Origin of the sequence: Rhizobium sp. L1K21, from assembly GCF_024055895.1 — a bacterium.
Lineage (GTDB): Bacteria > Pseudomonadota > Alphaproteobacteria > Rhizobiales > Rhizobiaceae > Ensifer_A.
Genome location: NZ_JAMXLE010000001.1, coordinates 1,336,205 through 1,354,980, shown reverse-complemented (window position 1 = coordinate 1,354,980; position 18,776 = coordinate 1,336,205). Strand labels below are relative to the sequence as shown.

Below are 18,776 nucleotides of genomic sequence, written 5' to 3'. Positions count from 1 at the left end.
GAAACACTGTCAGTTTCTGTCAGCAGCGCGCGTTTCGTTTCCGCTTTGTACCTGTCACCCCCTTCCAATTTCCCCTGACTCGCCCCATATTCCCGCCCATGGCCAGATCCCCCAAAAAATCCCCCGGTTTCGACGAATCCCCCCAAGCCGATTTCGAAGGTGCGCCGCTCGAAGGCTCCGTCTCCGACTGGGTCAAACAGCTTGAGCGCGAAGCCGAAGCCGAGACCATCGAAACCCGCCATGACGTCGCCTCCAAAGCAGGCAAGCACCGCAAGAAGGTGGAAAACGCTGCGCGCAAACACGCTGAAGAGGTTGCTGCAGAAAGAGCGCAGCGCAGCGGACAATCGTCCGCCGCCGGTCGTCCGGCGCGTCCCGCGCAGGCCAGCCCGAAGGGCGGTGCGGCCGCGAGCGGAGAAAAACGCACCTCCCGCGGCACATCCATCGGCGCATCCAACGACCCCAAAGAGCGCGCCGCTGCAGGCCTTAATCCCGTAGCAGGCGTCGATATCTCTCTCGAAGACGCATCGAAGCTCTCCAACTCCGGGGTAACGGCCACCGTCGACGCCCTCTCCAAGCTCATCGAGTCCGGCAACCCGCTGCACAAGAACGGCCAGATCTGGACGCCGCACCGGCCCGAGCGCCCGCAGAAATCCGAGGGCGGAATCCGTCTGGTGATGGAAACCGAATACAAGCCGTCGGGCGACCAGCCCACCGCCATCAAGGACCTCGTCGAAGGCCTCAACACCGGCGAGCGCTCGCAGGTCCTTCTCGGCGTCACCGGCTCGGGCAAGACCTTCACCATGGCCAAGGTGATCGAGGAAACCCAGCGCCCCGCGCTCATCCTCGCGCCCAACAAGACGCTGGCCGCCCAGCTCTATTCCGAGTTCAAGAATTTCTTCCCCAACAATGCGGTGGAATATTTCGTTTCCTACTACGATTACTACCAGCCCGAAGCCTATGTGCCGCGCTCGGATACCTATATCGAGAAGGAAAGCTCCATCAACGAGCAGATCGACCGCATGCGCCATGCCGCCACGCGCGCGATCCTGGAGCGGGACGATTGCATCATCGTTGCCTCGGTCTCCTGCATTTACGGTATCGGCTCGGTCGAAACCTACACCGCCATGACCTTCCAGATGAAGGTCGGCGACCGGCTTGACCAGCGCCAGTTGCTCGCCGATCTCGTCGCCCAGCAATACAAGCGCCGCGACATGGATTTCCAGCGCGGCTCCTTCCGCGTGCGCGGTGATACGATCGAAATCTTCCCCGCCCACCTGGAAGATGCCGCCTGGCGCATTTCCATGTTCGGCGACGAGATCGATTCCATCACCGAGTTCGACCCGCTGACGGGCCACAAGACTGGCGATCTCGAACAGGTCAAGATCTACGCCAATTCGCACTATGTCACCCCGCGCCCCACGCTCAACCAGGCGATCAAATCCATCAAGGAAGAGCTGAAGCATCGCCTCGCCGAGCTGGAAGCCGCCGGTCGTCTGCTGGAAGCCCAGCGCCTGGAACAGCGCACGCGCTACGATATCGAAATGCTGGAAGCCACCGGCTCCTGCGCCGGCATTGAAAACTATTCGCGCTATCTCACCGGGCGCAATCCCGGCGAGCCGCCGCCCACCATGTTTGAATATATCCCCGACAATGCGCTCGTTTTCATCGATGAGAGCCACGTCACCATCCCGCAGATCGGCGGCATGTATCGCGGCGACTTCCGCCGCAAGGCGACGCTCGCCGAATACGGCTTCCGCCTGCCCTCCTGCATGGACAACCGCCCGCTGCGGTTTGAGGAATGGGACGCCATGCGCCCCGACACCATTGCCGTGTCTGCCACGCCCGGCGGCTGGGAGATGGAAGCCGCCGGCGGCGTGTTTGCCGAACAGGTCATCCGCCCCACCGGCCTCATCGATCCCCCCGTCGAGGTGCGCCCGGCCAAGAGCCAGGTCGACGATGTGCTCGGCGAAATCCGCGAAACGGCGGCTGCCGGCTACCGCACCCTGGTCACCGTGCTCACCAAGCGCATGGCCGAGGATCTCACCGAATATCTGCACGAACAGGGCATCCGCGTGCGCTACATGCATTCCGACATCGACACGCTGGAGCGCATCGAGATCATCCGCGATCTGCGCCTGGGCGCGTTTGACGTGCTGGTCGGCATCAACCTGCTGCGCGAGGGTCTGGATATCCCCGAATGCGGCTTCGTTGCCATTCTGGATGCCGACAAGGAGGGCTTCCTGCGCTCCGAAACCTCGCTCATCCAGACCATTGGCCGCGCCGCGCGTAATGTCGACGGCAAGGTCATCCTCTATGCCGACAACATCACCGGCTCCATGAGCCGCGCCATGGAGGAAACCACCCGCCGCCGCGAAAAGCAGCTCGCCTACAATGCCGAACACGGCATCACGCCGGAATCGGTGAAAGCCCGCATTTCCGACATTCTGGACTCGGTCTACGAGAAGGACCACGTCCGCGCCGATATCGGCGTCAAGGGCGCCAAAAACAGCCCCAAGGACCTCGTCGGCAACAATCTCAAGACCCATCTCGAAGCGCTCGAAAAACAAATGCGCGACGCCGCCGCCGACCTCGACTTCGAAACCGCCGCGAGACTCCGCGACGAAATCAAACGCCTCAAGGCCGCCGAACTGGCGGTTATGGACGACCCGATGGCGCGGCAGGAGTCAAAGGCCATGGAGGGCAAAGGCCGCCCTAACCCTTCGAGGCAGGCTCCGCCTGCACCTCAGGATGAGGCCGGAGCGAACATCCGCGCAACTGGTAGCCCTCATCCTGAGGAGCCGCAAAGCGGCGTCTCGAAGGACGAGGGCGGGAGTTTGTTCCGCAAAAACACCCTCGACGAAATGACCGTAGGCCGCACCGAGAAGCCGGTGCGCGGCGCGGTCCCGAGCAAGCCGGAAGACGTCAAGCCGCTTGTGCGCGGCAAGATCGGCGCGGGCAGTTATGAGGATGAAGGTGACGCCAAGCGCGCCGGGCGCATGAAGGGTAAGACGGGGAAGCCTGGGCATTGACGATGCGCACGAATGAATACTGTGTATTCAAAGACATCAAAGCGCCAGATCAGTAAGCTATCTTTTGAGAGAATACGAGCTTAATAAGTTTTTCTTTAGCATCTTTTTCCCCAATTTTTCTATCTTGGGAAATTTCCTCAATCGAAGCTTTATATTCAAAATAAAGTGACTTCAAAAGGTCCAAACCTTGATCAGGATGATAAACTCCATACTCTCTATTAATGGCTTCCAGTGCAAGAATTACACTTCGATAGTAGGTGTAGGAATTCTCAACGAGTTTGTCTAAGAAGCTGCTCTTACTAGCTTTGTGAACTATTCCGTTTCTTTCTCGATAGATTCTATGTATCTGCCATTCTACCCGCTTCTCATGATCAACGAGATAATTAAAGCAATCTTTAGGGCTATTAATCAACTTCTCGAGCCTGAAGAAACGCATAAGCATTACGGGACTTGCCGAAACTACATTACACAAAGCTGCCTTACCGGCCTGCTCACCAATGAATATGCTAACGAATTTTTCTATTTCACTATCGCCTATGCCATATATTTCAAGACAATCTGTAAAAGCGTTACCAAATTGACTGACACAATTTCTGTAGCATTCAACAAATGTGTTTTGTAGATAATTAAACACAATGGCTGGCAATATGCAGGAGCTATAATGTGTAATTCTAACCCCACCCTCACCATCCTTAGAGGGCTCAGGCAGAAGCGCTTCAAAAGCAGCCCAAATAGACAACAATCGAGACTCTGGATCAGCAGTCTTTGAAGCAAGAGTGGCGGAATTTAAGGAACTGATCAGGCGTTGAATTACTGTACCTTCCCCAAATTTTTCGGCAAACATAGAGAACACAAACCTCGCCAAATCCTGCGCAGGCTGCCGTCCACCAGACACCCTTCTTGGCTTAAAATCAGCCCCCGAACGAACTCTCATTATCTGCTTAGCCTTCTTATCGACAACATAAGCATACTTTTCTAAGCGAGGCTCTACGCTTTCTGTGTGGATAAAAAGGAATGAACGTGAAAGAGAAAGAATAAGTTCTACAGAATCCATAGCCGAAAATGGGTCCCTAGCACCTATATTTGAAAAGCGTATCACTCGTTTACGAGCGCCAGCACCATAACTTCCGGGAATTCCCAACCTAACAGCATTTGGAATTTGAGCAGCATCGTCAAACACTTCGAGTCCCAGCGCACCCAAAAAGCTTAGAAACTTTTTGTCAGCAGCAATAACGACTTCAAAGCCCTGTTTTTTCACTCCAAAATTCTTGAAAAAACGATCAAGTAATCCAATTGTGCACCGCCCGATATTGGAGTTATAAAAAACTCCTGTGACACAGTGATAAATATACTCGTCACTAAAACCGACGTTTAACAAGTGGCTGATGTAAAGCTTCGTGATCTTTATAAGTCTTTCCTTGGAGCCTTGATCAGAACAAATGCGCTTAATTTCACCCTCACAGAAACTCTGATAACTTCCCTCGAAGAGATCAATGAAAAGACTGACCACACTTAAAAGACGTTCTGTGGAATCGGCCTTACGAATCTCGAAAGTTCCAGCGGGGATAGACTTCTGAGTTAGAATTTCAACTATGACTGGGTCGCGCTTAGTAGCATACAAAAACTCTTCAATTATAGGTTCTAGAGTAGGCTTGGGCACTTCCCTACGACGAACTTTAGCTATTGCGACCCTAAGTTCTTTCGCCTTCATCAATGTCGACAACGCGTGACATTTATAACTTTCCCACGATGATCGGTGCACCAACTCGAGCGCAAGCTCTGAGAATAGTTTGTAGCGTGTAGCGTTCTCAGTATTGGGCCAGCTGTTCTTATGAAGGTGCAAATCATGCTCCATGCAACCATGAATCGGTACACTACTATACTATATGGCTATCCAATTCTGCACAGACATAAAATCATCAGAAGTAATAGGAATATTCAAATGTATGCAAAAAGTGGCCTCCGGCCTTCGCGAGATAGCACGTGGCCATCTTGAGCACTCAATTCGCCTCCGTCATCCCCGACTTGATCTAGAATCCAGCCACCGCGCGTCGGCGCGGTGAATGCCTCCACCCACAAGTAAGTCTCCCACGCCCAAGGACTTGGGCGCACTGGATGCCGGATCAAGTCCGGCATGACGGGTGGAGAGATTGTGCCCCCACGTCATCCTCGGCCTTGAGCCGAGGATCCAAACATAAGCGCGCGGATGGATGGTCGGGTCAAGCCCGACCATGACGGAGAATCCGGTGGCCCAATCCCCTCATCAGTGTTTTCTAACACTTAGCCTGCGGCTAAAATGTTGAAATCACGTCCTCTCCCGCAAGGGGGAGAGGTAGAGGCGCCGCGCTTGCCGATGCCAAACCGTTCCACTTATGCGATATGAGACATCCGGCATGAGCGCGCGGCGCGCCCCCACCTCGCCCCTTGTGGGAGAGGATAGTAAGTCCGCGTGAAGCGGCAGCTGAACGCTGGACGCACTTGGTGAGGGGTAGAGCGGAGCATCGAAGGATTACCCCTCACCAAGCGCGCCGGCCAATCGCTGCGCTCTTGGGGCTTGCTATCCTCTCCCACAGGGGGAGAGGTCAGGGCGGCACCACGCTCTCGTCCGTCACCCCAGACTTGATCTAGGATCCAGCAGCGCGAAGTCCTTCGCGCGAGAGACTCTTTCTTCCATATCGGAAAAGAAGGTCCTTTCACCGCGCAAACGCGCGGTGGCTGGATGCCAGTATCCAAGTCTGGCATGACGGATGCAGGCGCAACGGCCCCCTCCGGCCTCATCCTGAGGTGGGAGCGCAGCGACCCTCGAAGGATCAGGCTGGCCACATACCGCGCCACAACCCGCCCTCGCCCTTCGAGACGCCGCCAAGGCGGCTCCTCAGGATGAGGGCTGATCATTGCGCGCGCACCCAAAAACGGGGATAAAAAACCCACCGTCAGGTTGGCTTTGAGCCGACCATCCACACACAAGCCTTTGATTGCGCTTCACTCCTCGGCTCAAGGCCGAGGATGACGGAGGAAAATTTTGCGCCCTTTCATCCCCGCCCTCTCCGCGCATGCTCATAATACCTCCATCCCGCACGGATACACCACAGGGCGCTGTGGCGAGCGGGGTCGGTTCCGGGTTCGGGGGCAGACGCAGGCCTCGGATATGGGCTCTTGCCGAAGAGACCATTGGACATTCAAACGGGAATGTTCGCACCGGGGTTTTGCAAGAAGCGGTGACCCGGCGGAGATCAGGGTAAGGCGGCCCCCTCCGACGTGCAGGCCTGGCCTGCATAAGCTAAGACACGGTTTGTGCCCCTCTTTTTAAAAAAGGAGGCCTCGCGAATGGGAGAACCGGGCGTTGATCACCAAGTTTGCAATTCAAAAACAACTGAAGGCGGGGCGCTTTGTGCGCATCATAAACTAACAACAATGTGGCGCACAAAACGCCCCATCCGATCCTGAACGGGGTCGAAACGAGAGAATGCCAATAACCTGGAAGCGATGTGCTTGCCGGGGTTGAGGTGCAGGAAAGAGCCACCGCCATTTCCCTAAAATGCAATCTATCCGCTTCACGCCGCGCTAACGCGCAACCGCTATGCTGCCGGACGAACCGAGGAAAAAACCATGTCTCTTTCCGCAGTGATGAGCACCGCCATGTCCGGCATGCTGGCGCAGGAGCGCCGGGCAACCGCCAGCGCCAACAACATCGCCAATGCGCAGACGCCGAATTACGACCGGCTGGAAACCACGCTCAATGCCACCGGCGGCGGGGCGGGCGTGGAAGCGCGCGTTGCCCCCTCCGGCAATCCGGACCCGAACGGCGGCTCCAATGTCAATATGACGGACGAGATGCTGAACGTCATGGAAGCCGAACTGTCCTACAAGGCCAATGCCGCCGTCTTCGAAACCGGCGCCGACATGTGGGACCTGCTCGCCACCATCCAGCGCGACTGAGCCCACCACCTTTTCCGCATCCTCTATGCACGCCTGATGACATGCACCGGCGCGCGCAGCGCCTGCCCCCTCCTGCCCGATTGTTGAGAAAATTGATCCGCCTGCGGAACATTTCGCCGCGCGAGCGATTTAGCCACCAGACGCAGAAATGCTCTGACGGCCACACGGAAAACGTCTGTTTTCAGTCGGTTTTCGTGCGGAAAAAACAAACGGAATCAACATGGAGGTAACGATCATGAAGAAATTTCTGACCACTACGGCACTCGGTGTCGTCCTCGTCGCATCCAGCGCCAGCGCCGCAATGCTGAGCGCCGATACGACCTATCAGACCCAGCCCGGCGATATCAACGCCTCGCAGTTCATCGGCTCGCGCATCTATGCAACCGAGAACGAAGTTTCCACCGACACCGCCATGAACGCTGGCGACGAAAAGAACTGGGACGATGTCGGCGAAGTCAATGATGTGATCATGAACAAGGACGGCGAAGTGGAAGCTGTTGTGATCGGCGTTGGCGGCTTTATCGGCATCGGCGAAAAGGACGTGGCCGTTTCCATGAAGGACCTCAACTTCGTCAGCGATGGTGAAGATGCCGACGACTATTTCCTCGTCATCAATGCCAACAAGCAGGTTCTGACCGACGCTCCGGAATACAAGGCCCCGGAAAACCGTCAGGCCATGAACGACACGGGCATGACCAACGAAACGGCTGATGCAAACGGCACGGCAACGGATACGACCGAAATGGCCGCCACCGACCGCATGACGGACCGGATGGACAAGGACGGCAAGGTCGCTCAGGAAACCACCGCACAGGACACGTCTGACAACATGGCGGCCAATGACACGCAGGTTGCTGAAAACGACATGATGCTGAAGCGCCCTGACGTAACTGTTGAAGGCTATGGCGACACCATGCCGGAAGACCTCACCGCCGAAGCCCTGCAGGGTGCAACCGTTTACGGTTCCGGCGATGAAGACGTCGGCGACGTGGCCGAACTCATTCTTGGCTCCGACGGCAAGACCGTTGAAAAGCTCGTGATCGATGTCGGCGGCTTCCTCGGTATCGGCGAACACCGCATCGCCGTTGGTGTCGACCAGGTCAACATTCAGAAGAATGCTGACGGCTCGGAATTCCGCGTCTACATCGACAACAACCAGGAAGCGCTTGAAGCGATGCCTGAATATGAAGGCTGATTGATCGGAGGGTGATGGCAGCTGCCCCCGGCTGTCCATCCCCGAAGATCAGCACGGAAGGCCCGTCGGTTTAAGGACCGGCGGGTTTTCCTATGCCTGTCTGGAGGTGCTGGACATCATCGCAGCCGACGGCTCAGTCGTCCTTCCATTCCGGCATTCGTTTGTTCAGGAAAGCCCCCACCCCCTCTTCGGCATGCCGTTCCAGCATATTCTCCGTCATCACCTGCGCGGTATAGGCATAGGCCTCTTCAAGCGGCATCTCCACCTGCCGGTAGAACGCCTCCTTGCCGATCTTCAGGATCACCGGCGATTTCGACATCAGCGTCGCCGTATATTTGTCGACCACCTGCTGCAGATACTGTTTCGGCACGATCCGGTTGACGAGCCCAAACTCCTTGGCCGTCCCCGCATCGATCGTCTCGCCCGTCAGCAGCATTTCCATCGCCTGTTTGCGGTTGGCAGCCCGCGACACCGCCACCATCGGCGTCGAGCAGAACAGCCCGATATTCACGCCGGGCGTGCAGAATGTCGCCGTATCGGTACAGATGGCGAGATCGCAGGTCGCCACCAACTGGCAACCCGCCGCCGTCGCCAGCCCGTCAACAACCGCCATCACCGGCTTGGGACAATGGGTAATCGCCAGCATCAGCTCCGCGCAAAGCCCGAATGTCTTCTGAAAAAACGCCGTCCCTTTATCCGCATCCGCCCGGTGCGCCGTCATTTCCTTCAGGTCGTGGCCCGCCGAAAAAACTTTGCCCAGCGCCGAAATGGTCACCACACGAATAGACTTCTCCGCGCCCGCCCGTCTGAGCTCGGCAAGCAGCGCCTCCATCATCGCAATGGAAAGCGCATTGGCCGGCGGGCTGTTCAAGGTCAGCTTCAAGACGCCACCGTCCTCTTCCACGATCAACGGCGTGGCCAGATCGTCGCCTTTTAGAGACACCACCTCAGCCATGTTTTCCTCCCGCATCTTTTGTTTAAGGTTGAACAAACTTCATGTGAACTGTAATTCATATTTAAACGGGAGGAATAAAGAATGAAACCGATACTAACGGCGGAAATGATCAATTCATTTCTGAGCCGCGAATTTCCGCAAATCCGGACCGACGAGATTCCGACCTTCGAAGTTATGAATGTCAGCCCCGGCACAACAACGGTCCGCTTTATGCCGGACAAATCGCACCTGCGCCCCGGCGGCACGATCAACGGCCCCGCCGTCTTCGCCGTTGCCGATGTCACGGCCTATGTCACGCTGCTTGCCCATATCGGCCCGGTGGTGGGTGCCGTCACCGCCAATCTCAACATCAATTTCCTGCACCGCCCCGAGCCCGTGCCGATTGAGGGGATCGGCAAGATCCTGAAGATCGGCAAACAGCTCTCTGTCATCGACGTCCTCATCGAGCGCACCGACACGCGCCAGATCATCGCCTCGGCCACGGCCACCTTCTCCGCGCCGCTGGAGACAAATGAAAAGGCCGGCAACACGGCACCGGCCTTGTAGGCGCGAGTGTGAAGGAAGCTTCAGTTTTTCTTCAACTGGAGCTTCATGTCGCATTCCACGATCTTCTGTCCTGCGTGCTGTTCCGTTGCTGTTCGGAGTTTAACACGATTAGACCAGCGGATTTATTTGCGGTATCATATTACCGTTTATGTAAGCATTTGATTTCACTACTAAATAAATAAAAAACGCCCAAAACATGCGCTTGACGAAAGCAAGCGCGGCCTCTATAAGCACGCCCAGAAGCGCGGTTCCGGCCAACGGAGCCGCGTTCCTGTTATCGGAAACGGTAACGCAAGCAACAAGAAACGCCCCTCTTCGGGGTCTAAGTCAAGAGAGTGAAACCAATGGCTACCTTCTCGCAGAAGCCTGCCGAGGTGGAAAAGAAGTGGATCGTGATCGATGCTGAAGGCATCGTTGTCGGCCGCCTCGCCACCATCGTTGCGAACCGCCTGCGCGGCAAGCACAAGGCAACCTATACCCCTCACGTCGATGATGGCGACAACGTCATCGTGATCAACGCTGAAAAATGCGTTCTCACCGGCAAGAAGTATTCCGACAAGAAATATTACTGGCACACCGGCTACCCCGGCGGCATCAAGGAGCGCACTGCGCGCCAGATCATCGAAGGCCGTTTCCCGGAACGCGTCATCGAGAAGGCCGTTGAGCGCATGGTTCCGCGTGGCCCGCTTGGCCGCCGCCAGATGAAGAACCTGCGTGTATACGCCGGCGCTGAGCATCCGCATGAAGCGCAGGCTCCGACCGTCCTCGACGTCGCCGCGCTGAACAGCAAGAACAAAAGGAGCGCCTGATCATGGCTGATCTCTCCGATCTGAAAGAAATCGCAGGCGAGACCGAAGCATCGGCTCCGGTTCACGTGCGCAAGGTTGACGCTCAGGGCCGCGCTTATGCGACCGGCAAGCGTAAGGACGCAGTTGCCCGCGTATGGGTCAAGGCCGGCTCCGGCAAGATCGTCATCAACGGCAAGGAATTCAATTCCTATTTCGCACGTCCGGTTCTGCAGATGGTTCTGCAGCAGCCGATCGTTGCCGCTGCCCGTCAAGGCCAGTTCGACATCGTCGCGACCGTCACCGGTGGTGGTCTCTCCGGCCAGGCCGGTGCCGTTCGTCACGGTATCTCCCGCGCACTGACCTATTTCGAGCCGGAGCTTCGCTCTGTCCTCAAGAAGGGTGGCTTCCTGACCCGCGACAGCCGTACGGTTGAGCGTAAGAAATACGGTAAGGCCAAGGCCCGCCGTTCGTTCCAGTTCTCCAAGCGTTAATCGCTGGACGAAATTTCGGAATTTGGAAGGGCTCGCATTTGCGGGCCCTTTTCTTTTGCGGCAATATGCCAGCAAAAAACCGATCCGCGAGAGCCTGATGTACAAACCCGACTTTTTCAACGAAACCGATCAGGACGAGATAAACAGGCTGATCGACAGCCACCCTCTGGCTGCACTTGTCGCCCACACGCCAACCGGCCTCGTTGCCAGCCACCTGCCGCTCATCAAGCAAGGCGACACCCATATCATCGGCCATATCGCCTTGAAAAATACAATGCATCAGGATGTTCCCGATGGTTCCGAGGTCATGGCGATATTCAGCGGCGAAAGCAGCTATATCTCGCCCAACTGGTACCCAAGCAAACCGGAACACCACCGCTTTGTTCCGACCTGGAATTATCAGGCAGTGCATGTCTATGGTGCCATCCGGTTCGATCACTCGGAGAAGTTCAAGCGCATGGCGGTCGGCAGGCTCACCACCCGCTTCGAGCGCGAAACCAATGGCGATGAAGCGTGGAGAATGGCCGATGCACCCGCCGACTACATGGCCATGATGCTGGAAAACATCGTTGCATTCGAAATTGCCATCACCCGTGTCGAAGCCACATCGAAACTGAGCCAGAACCGTGCGCCCATTGATCGTGAAAATGTGCGCAATGTGATGGAGACCAGCGGCAAGGCGGAACTTGCCCTGCGGATGACAAAGACGCAGAAATGACCAGCAGGTTCGGGCTCGCGAAAGCTTCAATTGCGATCGTTCTGCAATGAACCGGAGAAGCTTGAATTGCAGCGCGCGAACGACATTCCTGTGGTCCTGATCTTATCGTCCTGGGGGTCCGGCTCCAGCGCCGTTGCCGGTTATCTGGACAAATGCGGCGGCTACACCTGCCCGCCACATCTGCGCACAGTCGATGAGAAGACACCCAATGCCTTTGAACCGGAGGAACTGCGCGATGCACTGGTTGCCTGTATCGACGAATATAGCTTGCAGGCCAAGGGAAGCGCGGAAAATTTTGTGCGCTTTTTTGCTCCGTGGATCACCGAGCAGCAACGCCTGGCGACCGAAGCCGGCTGCAAGGTGGTGGTGCTGAAACACGCCCTGCTCGTTTTTGTTCTGCCCGCTATCCTGAGAATGGCCAATTGCAGGGTGATTGTCTCCACCCGCGCGCTTGAATCGATCGAGAATACCCGTAAACGCCGCAACTGGCACCCGACGCTGGGTCGAAGCGGTGCTCAAGTTATCTATACTACAGCATCTGAATATCTGCGGGAAAATGGTGTTTCCCATCTCACGGTGGCATTCGAGGAATTCCGCACCGATCCGCGCATTCGCGAAATGACGACGGCCTTTTGCGGCTTGTCCCCATCGCCCGAACAATTGCGCGACGCGGACGACTGGCTGAGATAGCATCGATCTCAATTTGTTGGAGCCGGATCAATAGAATTGAGCAAATCGGCCGCCCGCATCTGTTATGGTTGGTCAAAACAGGAGCATCAGAAATGTCCTCGCCAGCCAAACTGCCACCGCCGCCCTATTATGTGGTGATATTCTCTACGCTACGTACCGATGTTGATGACGGATATGCGGGAATGGCCGAAAAGATGGAAATGCTCGCCGAACAGCAACCCGGCTATCTCGGCATCGAAAGCGCTCGCGAACCGGGTGGCCTGGGCATCACCAACTCCTACTGGAAGGACGAGGCATCGATCATTGCCTGGAAGAAGAATGCCGAGCACACGCTCGCCCGGGAAATGGGCCGCGAGAGGTGGTACAAATGTTATGAGCTGCGCGTGGCAAAGGTGGAACGCGCCTACGCCTTTGAAAAATAGGCGCTGCGCTCAGATCGGGAGCTCCGTCGTTGACTTCAATTCCCGCAGCACAAAGCTCGAGACAACATTCCGGATGTGCGGATTGCGCAGAAGATAGCGCGTCATGAAATTGTCGTAGCTTTCCACGTCCCGCGCCCGGATTTTCAGCATATAATCGAATGTGCCGGAAAGCGCGAAACACTCCATGATCTCGGGCCGATCACGCACGAGCGCTGAAAAGGATGCAATGGCCTCATCGTGGTGATCTTCCAGCGTGACCTGGGCCATCACGCACAGCCGCAAATCCAGAAGGGCCGGATCGAGAATGGCCACGCGCTTGCGGATCACCCCATCCGCCTCAAGCTCCTGAATTTTGCGCCAGGCGGAACTTTGCGACATGCCCGCTTTTTCCGCCAACGCCCCGACCGGCAGGCTGCAATCCCTCTGTACAAGGTTCAAGAGATGCAAATGCTGCTGACTGATATCCTTCAAGACTTGGCCCATTTCTGAAATTTCCTCCCATCGAGAAGCCTCAAGCTGGCAACTCCGGAACAAAATATCACCCAAACAGGGATAGAATGGCAAATGGAGATTTTGCCGGTGGAGGACTGGCACAAGTGGAGAGAGAAAAATGGCGAAGGAAAGCACCTACACAGCCAAACTGCCGCAACCCGACGGCACTTATCCCTATACGCAGGAAGAGGACGCCATCTGGGGCGAACTCTATCAGCGGCAAATGACGCTGCTGCAGGGTAAAGCCTGCCAGGAATATCTCGATGGTGTTGAAGCGCTCGGCCTCACATCCGACCGGGTGCCGCAACTGAAAGACGTCAATCGGCGCTTGCACGAAACAACCGGGTTCGGTGTGGAAGGCGTGCCGGCGCTGATACCGCCATCACGTTTCTACGACCTCCTGTCGCAGGGCAAGTTTCCGCTTGCCACCTTCATCCGACGCCGCGAGCATATCGACTATATCGAAGAGCCCGATATCTTCCACGAAGTCTTTGGCCACTGCCCGCTCCTGACCAACCAGAGCTATGCCAATTTCGTGCGCAGGTTCGGCGAAACGGCAGTGAAACTGGGGAAAGGCTATTCCTGGCACCTTTTCCGCATCTTCTGGTTTACGGTGGAATTCGGCCTCATCAACACACCACAAGGACGGCGCTGTTTTGGTGCAGGCATCGTCTCATCGCCCAGCGAAACCCGCACCGCTATGGAACCTTCGGAAAGCGAATTCCGGCCCTTCAATCTGATGGACGTGCTCAGAACACCCTACCGCATCGATATCGTGCAGCCGATCTACTACGTGATCGACAGCTTCGCCCAGCTTGAAGCCATTATTGAGGAGGACATCGGCGCGCGGATCGACGAGGCCAAGACGCTGGGCGATTATCCGCCGGCTTTCGAACGGAAAGCCTCGTAAACGAAGCAAGCCGGCCTGGAAACAAACACGCGGCACTGGCGGGTTGTCATCGTGACATAACCGCCATTGCAGCTGCGCGCCTTGCCATGTATAAGTCAAGCCTTCGCGCCGGGCGGCTTGCCACCCGCGCTTTGAATTTCCATGACAAACTTCAACAGGATGAGGACAATGGCTCCGAAGATTTTCATCGATGGCGAACACGGCACGACAGGCTTGCAGATCAGGCAGCGTCTGGCCGAGCGCCGCGATCTGGAGCTTTTGTCCATTCCCGAAGCTGAGCGCCGTAACGCCGCCATGCGGGAAGACCTGTTGAATTCGGCTGACATTGCCATTCTCTGCCTGCCGGACGATGCATCGAAGGAAGCCGCGCAGATGACGGCTGCCAACAACAATGTGCGTCTCTTGGATGCGTCTACCGCTTTCCGCGTTCATCCCGATTGGGCTTATGGCTTTGCAGAGATGGACAAGGAACAGGCCGACAAGATCCGCTCTGCCCGGCATGTCTCCAATCCAGGTTGTTACCCCACCGGCGCCGTCGGCCTGATCCGCCCGCTGCGCGCGGCTGGCATTCTGCCCGAAGCCTACCCGGTATCGGTCAACGCCGTCTCCGGCTATACCGGCGGCGGCAAGGGCCTGATTGCGCAAATGGAAGACGAGACGCGTGAGGATCACATCACCGCGCCGAACTTCCTCTATGGTCTTTCGCTGTCGCACAAACACGTGCCGGAAATGAAAATTCATGGGCTTCTGGCGCGCGCACCGCTCTTCTCGCCCTCCGTCGGTCGTTTCCCTCAGGGTATGATCGTTCAGGTTCCGCTCTTTGTTGAAGACCTGGAAGGCAGCCAGACGAAGGAAAGCATTCACGCCGCACTCGTCGAACATTATGCCGGACAGGATATCGTCGAGGTCGTTCCGCTGGAACAATCGGCAAGCCTTGCGCGCATTGATGCCGTCGAACTCGTCGGCAAGGATACGATGAAGCTCTTTGTTTTCGGCTCTGCGGACGGAAAACACGTCAATCTCGTCGCCCTCCTCGACAATCTCGGCAAGGGTGCTTCAGGTGCTGCGGTTCAAAACATGGATCTGATGCTCTCCGCCTGAAGCGGCAGATGAAAAACATTCAAGAGCGCGGCGTGGACATGCCCCTGCCGCGCTTTTTTCATGACATGCAAAATTCAGAAGCGTTCCGCCAGATCGTCAAAATCGCCGAGGCGCATGAGATGGATTTCGCGCACAATGCGCAATGTGGGCTTGCACGCGAAGAAGACCGAGCCGACCAGAAAGCACCATGTTCCCGCAAACTGCCAATCGGAAAAGAAGAACATGATGGAACCGATGATAAAAAGCACGGCGGCCAGCACGTCGATCAGGGTATAGAGCAACTCATAATAGGCGTAGATTCTCTTGTGCCGTTTGCTTCGGGTTGCGATATTGGCGTCGGTAAACAGCATCGATAACTCCTTCATGCGTCCGCTCACTGTCTGCATGAACGCCCTGACGTTCACAAATAGAGAACGGTTATTCCAAATAAGAATGATAGAATTTGACGTCAACTGGCCTATATTTTGGTGACAAGCAACAAAGGTTCAGCACGATGGCAAAACAACCGGCCTATTTTATTCCGCATGGCGGCGGCCCATGGCATGTGATGGATGACACGCGCTTTGGCGGCGCATGGAAAGATCTGGAACACTTCCTGAAAGGGCTTCAGGGTGAACTGCCGGAAAAACCGAAGGCTATTCTGGCGATCACTGCCCATTGGGACGACCCCTCGATCTTGACCATTTCGTCGGCTGAAAAGCCTGGAATGTATTACGACTATTACGGCTTTCCGCCCCACACCTACGAGATCAAATACCCCGCCCCTGGTGCCCCGGACGTGGCTGCGCGTGTCAAAGCCGTCCTGGAAGCAGCGGGCATTCCGGCAACCACCGACAGTGAACGCGGCTTTGACCACGGCACTTTTGTGCCTTTGATGGTCGCCTTTCCCGAAGCTGAAATTCCGGTCGTGCAGATGTCCATCCGCAACGACCTCGATCCGGCATTCCACATCGCCTTTGGCCGTGCGCTGGCACCTCTGCGTGACGAGGGAATCCTGGTCCTCGGCAGCGGCCTGACCTATCACAACATGCGCCGCTTCGCCGATGGCAGCGCAGATCATGTCGCGCAGGCCGAACGTTTCGACGACTGGCTGAAGCAAACACTGGAAAGCAGCGACATGAAAGAACGCGACACCCGGCTGGAACACTGGTTGGACAATCCCGATGCGCAGGCATGCCACTATCCGACGCCGGAACATTTTCTGCCCATCATGGTGGCAGCTGGTGCCGGTGGCGACACAGCGGGAAAACGCATCTTCAAGGGCACCGTCATGGACAAGCCCTACTCCGCCTTCCGCTGGGACTAAGCAGTCCTCGCCCGCTTGGCCGATACGTGCCGGATGATCGCCTGCAGCAGCAGGCCGATCATCAGGCCGTTGAGCGTATGCCAAATGAAATGCGTGCCAATCGGCAGAACCGGGCAAACGGCCTGATCAATTGTACGGGCCACCAGCGAGAAAAAGAACGTGACCCCGGCGGCTCCAATCCAGTGGCGCACATCAACCTTGCGCACATAGGACAGAATGCCGATCACGATGAAGGCAATAACAGCAGGCGCATATTGTCCTGAACCGTTGAGCGGATCAGGCTTGGCCACCGCGACGGGGGCTGCCGTGTCGGAGGTGACACCACCCCCCATGATCCAATAGGCGATAAAGCCAAGTGCAATCAGTATGGCTAGCCCAAGGCCGATCCTGCCGAAATTGACATTGCCGAAATAGTGAATGGAAATCAGGATATAGACGGCGACAAAGGTCCAGATGGGGATCACGTCTGCCTGTTCCGACCAGCCGTTGGCGAAGGTGTGAAACAGGAAAGACCCGATACCGATCAGGAAGGCGAGCACGGTGACGAGAACCAGCGGCGGCGCCCAGATGTTGCGCTTGTAAAGCGCATAAAATCCCCACAGCGCGGCGAGAATGAAGGCCAGATTGCTGATCGCATTCAGCGGCTCATTCCAGAACCCGACGGCTGTTCGTTCACAATAAATATCAATCGGCGCAAACCAGTCCATCCCCGTCCTCCTCTGGTACGAAGATGTCTTAGCACAGCATCATGACACTTGTGAACGTGGATATGCACCGATGAAACCGCGCCAATGGGCAATGGCAAAACCGAGCACGACCAGCGCCCCGCCCTGATGCGTCAGCGCCGTGTGCAGATCAACATGGGTGAGCAGTGTTGCAACGCCAAGCCCCGCCTGAATGAACACCAGCACAAAGAAAACGACGCCCCGGCGGCAATGGGTTGAGCCGCGCGAAACCTTGAAAAGCCAGATCATCTGCGCCAGCGCCACGGCAAACAGAAGATAGGCGCCACAACGGTGCACGAACTGAACGGTCTTGGGGTTTTCGAAAAGATTGATCCAGGCCGGATTTTGGACAAACAGACCGCCGGGAATGATCGACCCGTCCATCAAGGGCCAGGTGTTGTAGGTGAGACCCGCATCAAGACCGGCGACCAGTGCGCCAAGGTAAATCTGGAACAGCGCCAGAAAGGCGACAATCGCGGCAAACCTTGCCCCGCCCTTCGGTGGCACATCGGGCGAATGCGGCGTGAGCCCGCGCATGATCCAGATACAGGCTGAAAAGATCAGACAGGCAATGACCAGATGCGTGGCAAGTCGGTACTGGCTGACATCCGTGCGGTCGACCAGACCGGACGAGACCATCCACCAGCCGACAAATCCCTGAAAACCGCCGAGCGCGAAGATGCCGAGCAACGGAAGACGCAAACGCTTTTCAACGCGGCCCGTCACCCAGAAATAGAAAAGCGGCACGGCGAAGATCACCCCGATGGACCGGGCCAGAAGCCGATGCGCCCATTCCCACCAAAAAATGCCCTTGAATTCGTCCAGCGTCATGCCGGCATTGATCTGCTGATATTCCGGTATCTGCTGATAAAGCTTGAATTCCTCCTGCCACTCTTCAACCGACAGAGGCGGAATGACACCGTGAATGGGCTTCCACTGGGTGATCGACAAGCCGGATTCCGTCAACCGGGTTGCTCCGCCCACAAGCACGAGACAGAAAAGCGCAAAGACGACAAACCCCAGCCAGATGCGGATAGCACGCCGGTTCTTGTCGATGGTTTCCTCGTTGCGGTCAGCTGCGGAACTTGCCATTTGTCATGCCTTTCAAATTGCCGCAGTTGATTTGCCTGCAAAGCCGGTGCTAATCAAGCGCCAAAGCGCCGCACCGCACGGTTTTGGTTGCGGACTGGAGTTTGACCATGCCTCTGCGCCTTCGAAAACTGATCGGCACCGTCGCACTCATTGTGCTCGTGCTCGTCTACGCACTTGTTGCCGTCACCATCGCAGCGATAAAACTGGCCGAAGCGCCCTGGTGGGGCCATCTGGCCTATTTCTGCTTCTCAGGCATTTTATGGATCCTGCCCGCCATGGCCATCATCAAATGGATGGAAAAACCGGCCAAGAATTGAGCGGTCTTGTATTTTCAAGCTTCTTTCTTGAAGAAGAGACCGCACACTAACGATTTATCC

At 56.5% G+C, this 18,776-nt stretch carries 19 protein-coding genes; 13 read left to right on the top strand and 6 right to left on the bottom strand.

What is annotated here, in order from left to right; translation table 11 throughout:
* The first annotated feature begins 98 nt into the window (after window positions 1-98).
* Complete coding sequence (gene uvrB, locus NHF56_RS06455) at window positions 99-3,029, top strand: excinuclease ABC subunit UvrB (RefSeq protein WP_252802650.1); 2,931 nt, start codon at window positions 99-101, stop codon at window positions 3,027-3,029.
* Between the two features lie 49 nt (window positions 3,030-3,078).
* Here the strand turns inward: uvrB and NHF56_RS06450 are convergent, their stop codons facing one another.
* Complete coding sequence (locus NHF56_RS06450; protein ID WP_252802649.1) at window positions 3,079-4,740, bottom strand: hypothetical protein; 1,662 nt, start codon at window positions 4,738-4,740, stop codon at window positions 3,079-3,081.
* A gap of 1,898 nt (window positions 4,741-6,638) precedes the next feature.
* Here NHF56_RS06450 and NHF56_RS06445 point away from each other — a divergent pair.
* On the top strand, window positions 6,639-6,968 hold the full coding sequence (locus NHF56_RS06445; RefSeq protein ID WP_252802648.1) for a flagellar basal body rod protein FlgC: 330 nt from the start codon (window positions 6,639-6,641) through the stop codon (window positions 6,966-6,968).
* 235 nt (window positions 6,969-7,203) lie between these two features.
* Window positions 7,204-8,163, top strand: coding sequence for a PRC-barrel domain-containing protein (locus NHF56_RS06440; RefSeq protein ID WP_252802647.1), 960 nt, complete (start codon window positions 7,204-7,206; stop codon window positions 8,161-8,163).
* Between the two features lie 133 nt (window positions 8,164-8,296).
* On the opposite strand, the gene NHF56_RS06435 is transcribed toward NHF56_RS06440, so the two are convergent.
* On the bottom strand, window positions 8,297-9,118 hold the full coding sequence (locus NHF56_RS06435) for an enoyl-CoA hydratase (RefSeq protein WP_252802646.1): 822 nt from the start codon (window positions 9,116-9,118) through the stop codon (window positions 8,297-8,299).
* An 81-nt stretch (window positions 9,119-9,199) separates the two neighbouring features.
* Between NHF56_RS06435 and NHF56_RS06430 the strand changes: the two genes are divergently transcribed.
* The 6 genes from NHF56_RS06430 (at window position 9,200) to NHF56_RS06405 (ending at window position 12,773) form a co-directional block, all read left to right on the top strand.
* Entirely contained in the window at window positions 9,200-9,664 is a 465-nt protein-coding gene (locus NHF56_RS06430; protein ID WP_252802645.1) for a PaaI family thioesterase, read from the top strand.
* 344 nt (window positions 9,665-10,008) lie between these two features.
* Window positions 10,009-10,473, top strand: coding sequence for a 50S ribosomal protein L13 (gene rplM / locus NHF56_RS06425; protein ID WP_252802643.1), 465 nt, complete (start codon window positions 10,009-10,011; stop codon window positions 10,471-10,473).
* 2 nt (window positions 10,474-10,475) lie between these two features.
* Window positions 10,476-10,943, top strand: coding sequence for a 30S ribosomal protein S9 (gene rpsI / locus NHF56_RS06420; RefSeq protein ID WP_252802641.1), 468 nt, complete (start codon window positions 10,476-10,478; stop codon window positions 10,941-10,943).
* Between the two features lie 97 nt (window positions 10,944-11,040).
* Entirely contained in the window at window positions 11,041-11,661 is a 621-nt protein-coding gene (locus tag NHF56_RS06415; RefSeq protein ID WP_252802639.1) for an FMN-binding negative transcriptional regulator, read from the top strand.
* Window positions 11,662-11,727: 66 nt separating this feature from the next.
* Window positions 11,728-12,351 (top strand): hypothetical protein, encoded by a 624-nt coding sequence (locus tag NHF56_RS06410; RefSeq protein WP_252802637.1) that lies wholly within the window; start codon window positions 11,728-11,730, stop codon window positions 12,349-12,351.
* Between the two features lie 92 nt (window positions 12,352-12,443).
* Complete coding sequence (locus tag NHF56_RS06405; RefSeq protein ID WP_252802635.1) at window positions 12,444-12,773, top strand: antibiotic biosynthesis monooxygenase; 330 nt, start codon at window positions 12,444-12,446, stop codon at window positions 12,771-12,773.
* A gap of 9 nt (window positions 12,774-12,782) precedes the next feature.
* On the opposite strand, the gene NHF56_RS06400 is transcribed toward NHF56_RS06405, so the two are convergent.
* A complete protein-coding gene (locus NHF56_RS06400; protein WP_252802633.1) occupies window positions 12,783-13,256 on the bottom strand; it encodes an Lrp/AsnC family transcriptional regulator in 474 nt (157 codons plus the stop codon).
* A 127-nt stretch (window positions 13,257-13,383) separates the two neighbouring features.
* Between NHF56_RS06400 and NHF56_RS06395 the strand changes: the two genes are divergently transcribed.
* Both NHF56_RS06395 and argC read left to right on the top strand, forming a co-directional pair.
* Entirely contained in the window at window positions 13,384-14,175 is a 792-nt protein-coding gene (locus tag NHF56_RS06395) for a phenylalanine 4-monooxygenase (protein ID WP_252802632.1), read from the top strand.
* A gap of 168 nt (window positions 14,176-14,343) precedes the next feature.
* Window positions 14,344-15,276: an N-acetyl-gamma-glutamyl-phosphate reductase gene (argC, locus tag NHF56_RS06390; RefSeq protein WP_252802630.1), complete on the top strand. Its 933-nt coding sequence runs from the start codon at window positions 14,344-14,346 to the stop codon at window positions 15,274-15,276.
* 74 nt (window positions 15,277-15,350) lie between these two features.
* On the opposite strand, the gene NHF56_RS06385 is transcribed toward argC, so the two are convergent.
* Window positions 15,351-15,626, bottom strand: a complete 276-nt coding sequence (locus NHF56_RS06385) for a YrhK family protein (protein ID WP_252802628.1) — start codon at window positions 15,624-15,626, stop codon at window positions 15,351-15,353.
* 143 nt (window positions 15,627-15,769) lie between these two features.
* Between NHF56_RS06385 and NHF56_RS06380 the strand changes: the two genes are divergently transcribed.
* On the top strand, window positions 15,770-16,582 hold the full coding sequence (locus NHF56_RS06380) for a class III extradiol ring-cleavage dioxygenase (protein WP_252802626.1): 813 nt from the start codon (window positions 15,770-15,772) through the stop codon (window positions 16,580-16,582).
* On the opposite strand, the gene NHF56_RS06375 is transcribed toward NHF56_RS06380, so the two are convergent.
* Window positions 16,579-17,289, bottom strand: coding sequence for a ceramidase domain-containing protein (locus tag NHF56_RS06375; RefSeq protein WP_252802624.1), 711 nt, complete (start codon window positions 17,287-17,289; stop codon window positions 16,579-16,581). The two genes, NHF56_RS06380 and NHF56_RS06375, sit on opposite strands and share 4 nt — an antisense overlap.
* 39 nt (window positions 17,290-17,328) lie before the next feature.
* Window positions 17,329-18,399, bottom strand: a complete 1,071-nt coding sequence (locus NHF56_RS06370; RefSeq protein WP_252802622.1) for a COX15/CtaA family protein — start codon at window positions 18,397-18,399, stop codon at window positions 17,329-17,331.
* A gap of 107 nt (window positions 18,400-18,506) precedes the next feature.
* Between NHF56_RS06370 and NHF56_RS06365 the strand changes: the two genes are divergently transcribed.
* Window positions 18,507-18,716 (top strand): DUF2842 domain-containing protein, encoded by a 210-nt coding sequence (locus NHF56_RS06365; protein ID WP_252802620.1) that lies wholly within the window; start codon window positions 18,507-18,509, stop codon window positions 18,714-18,716.
* Window positions 18,717-18,776 lie beyond the last annotated feature (60 nt).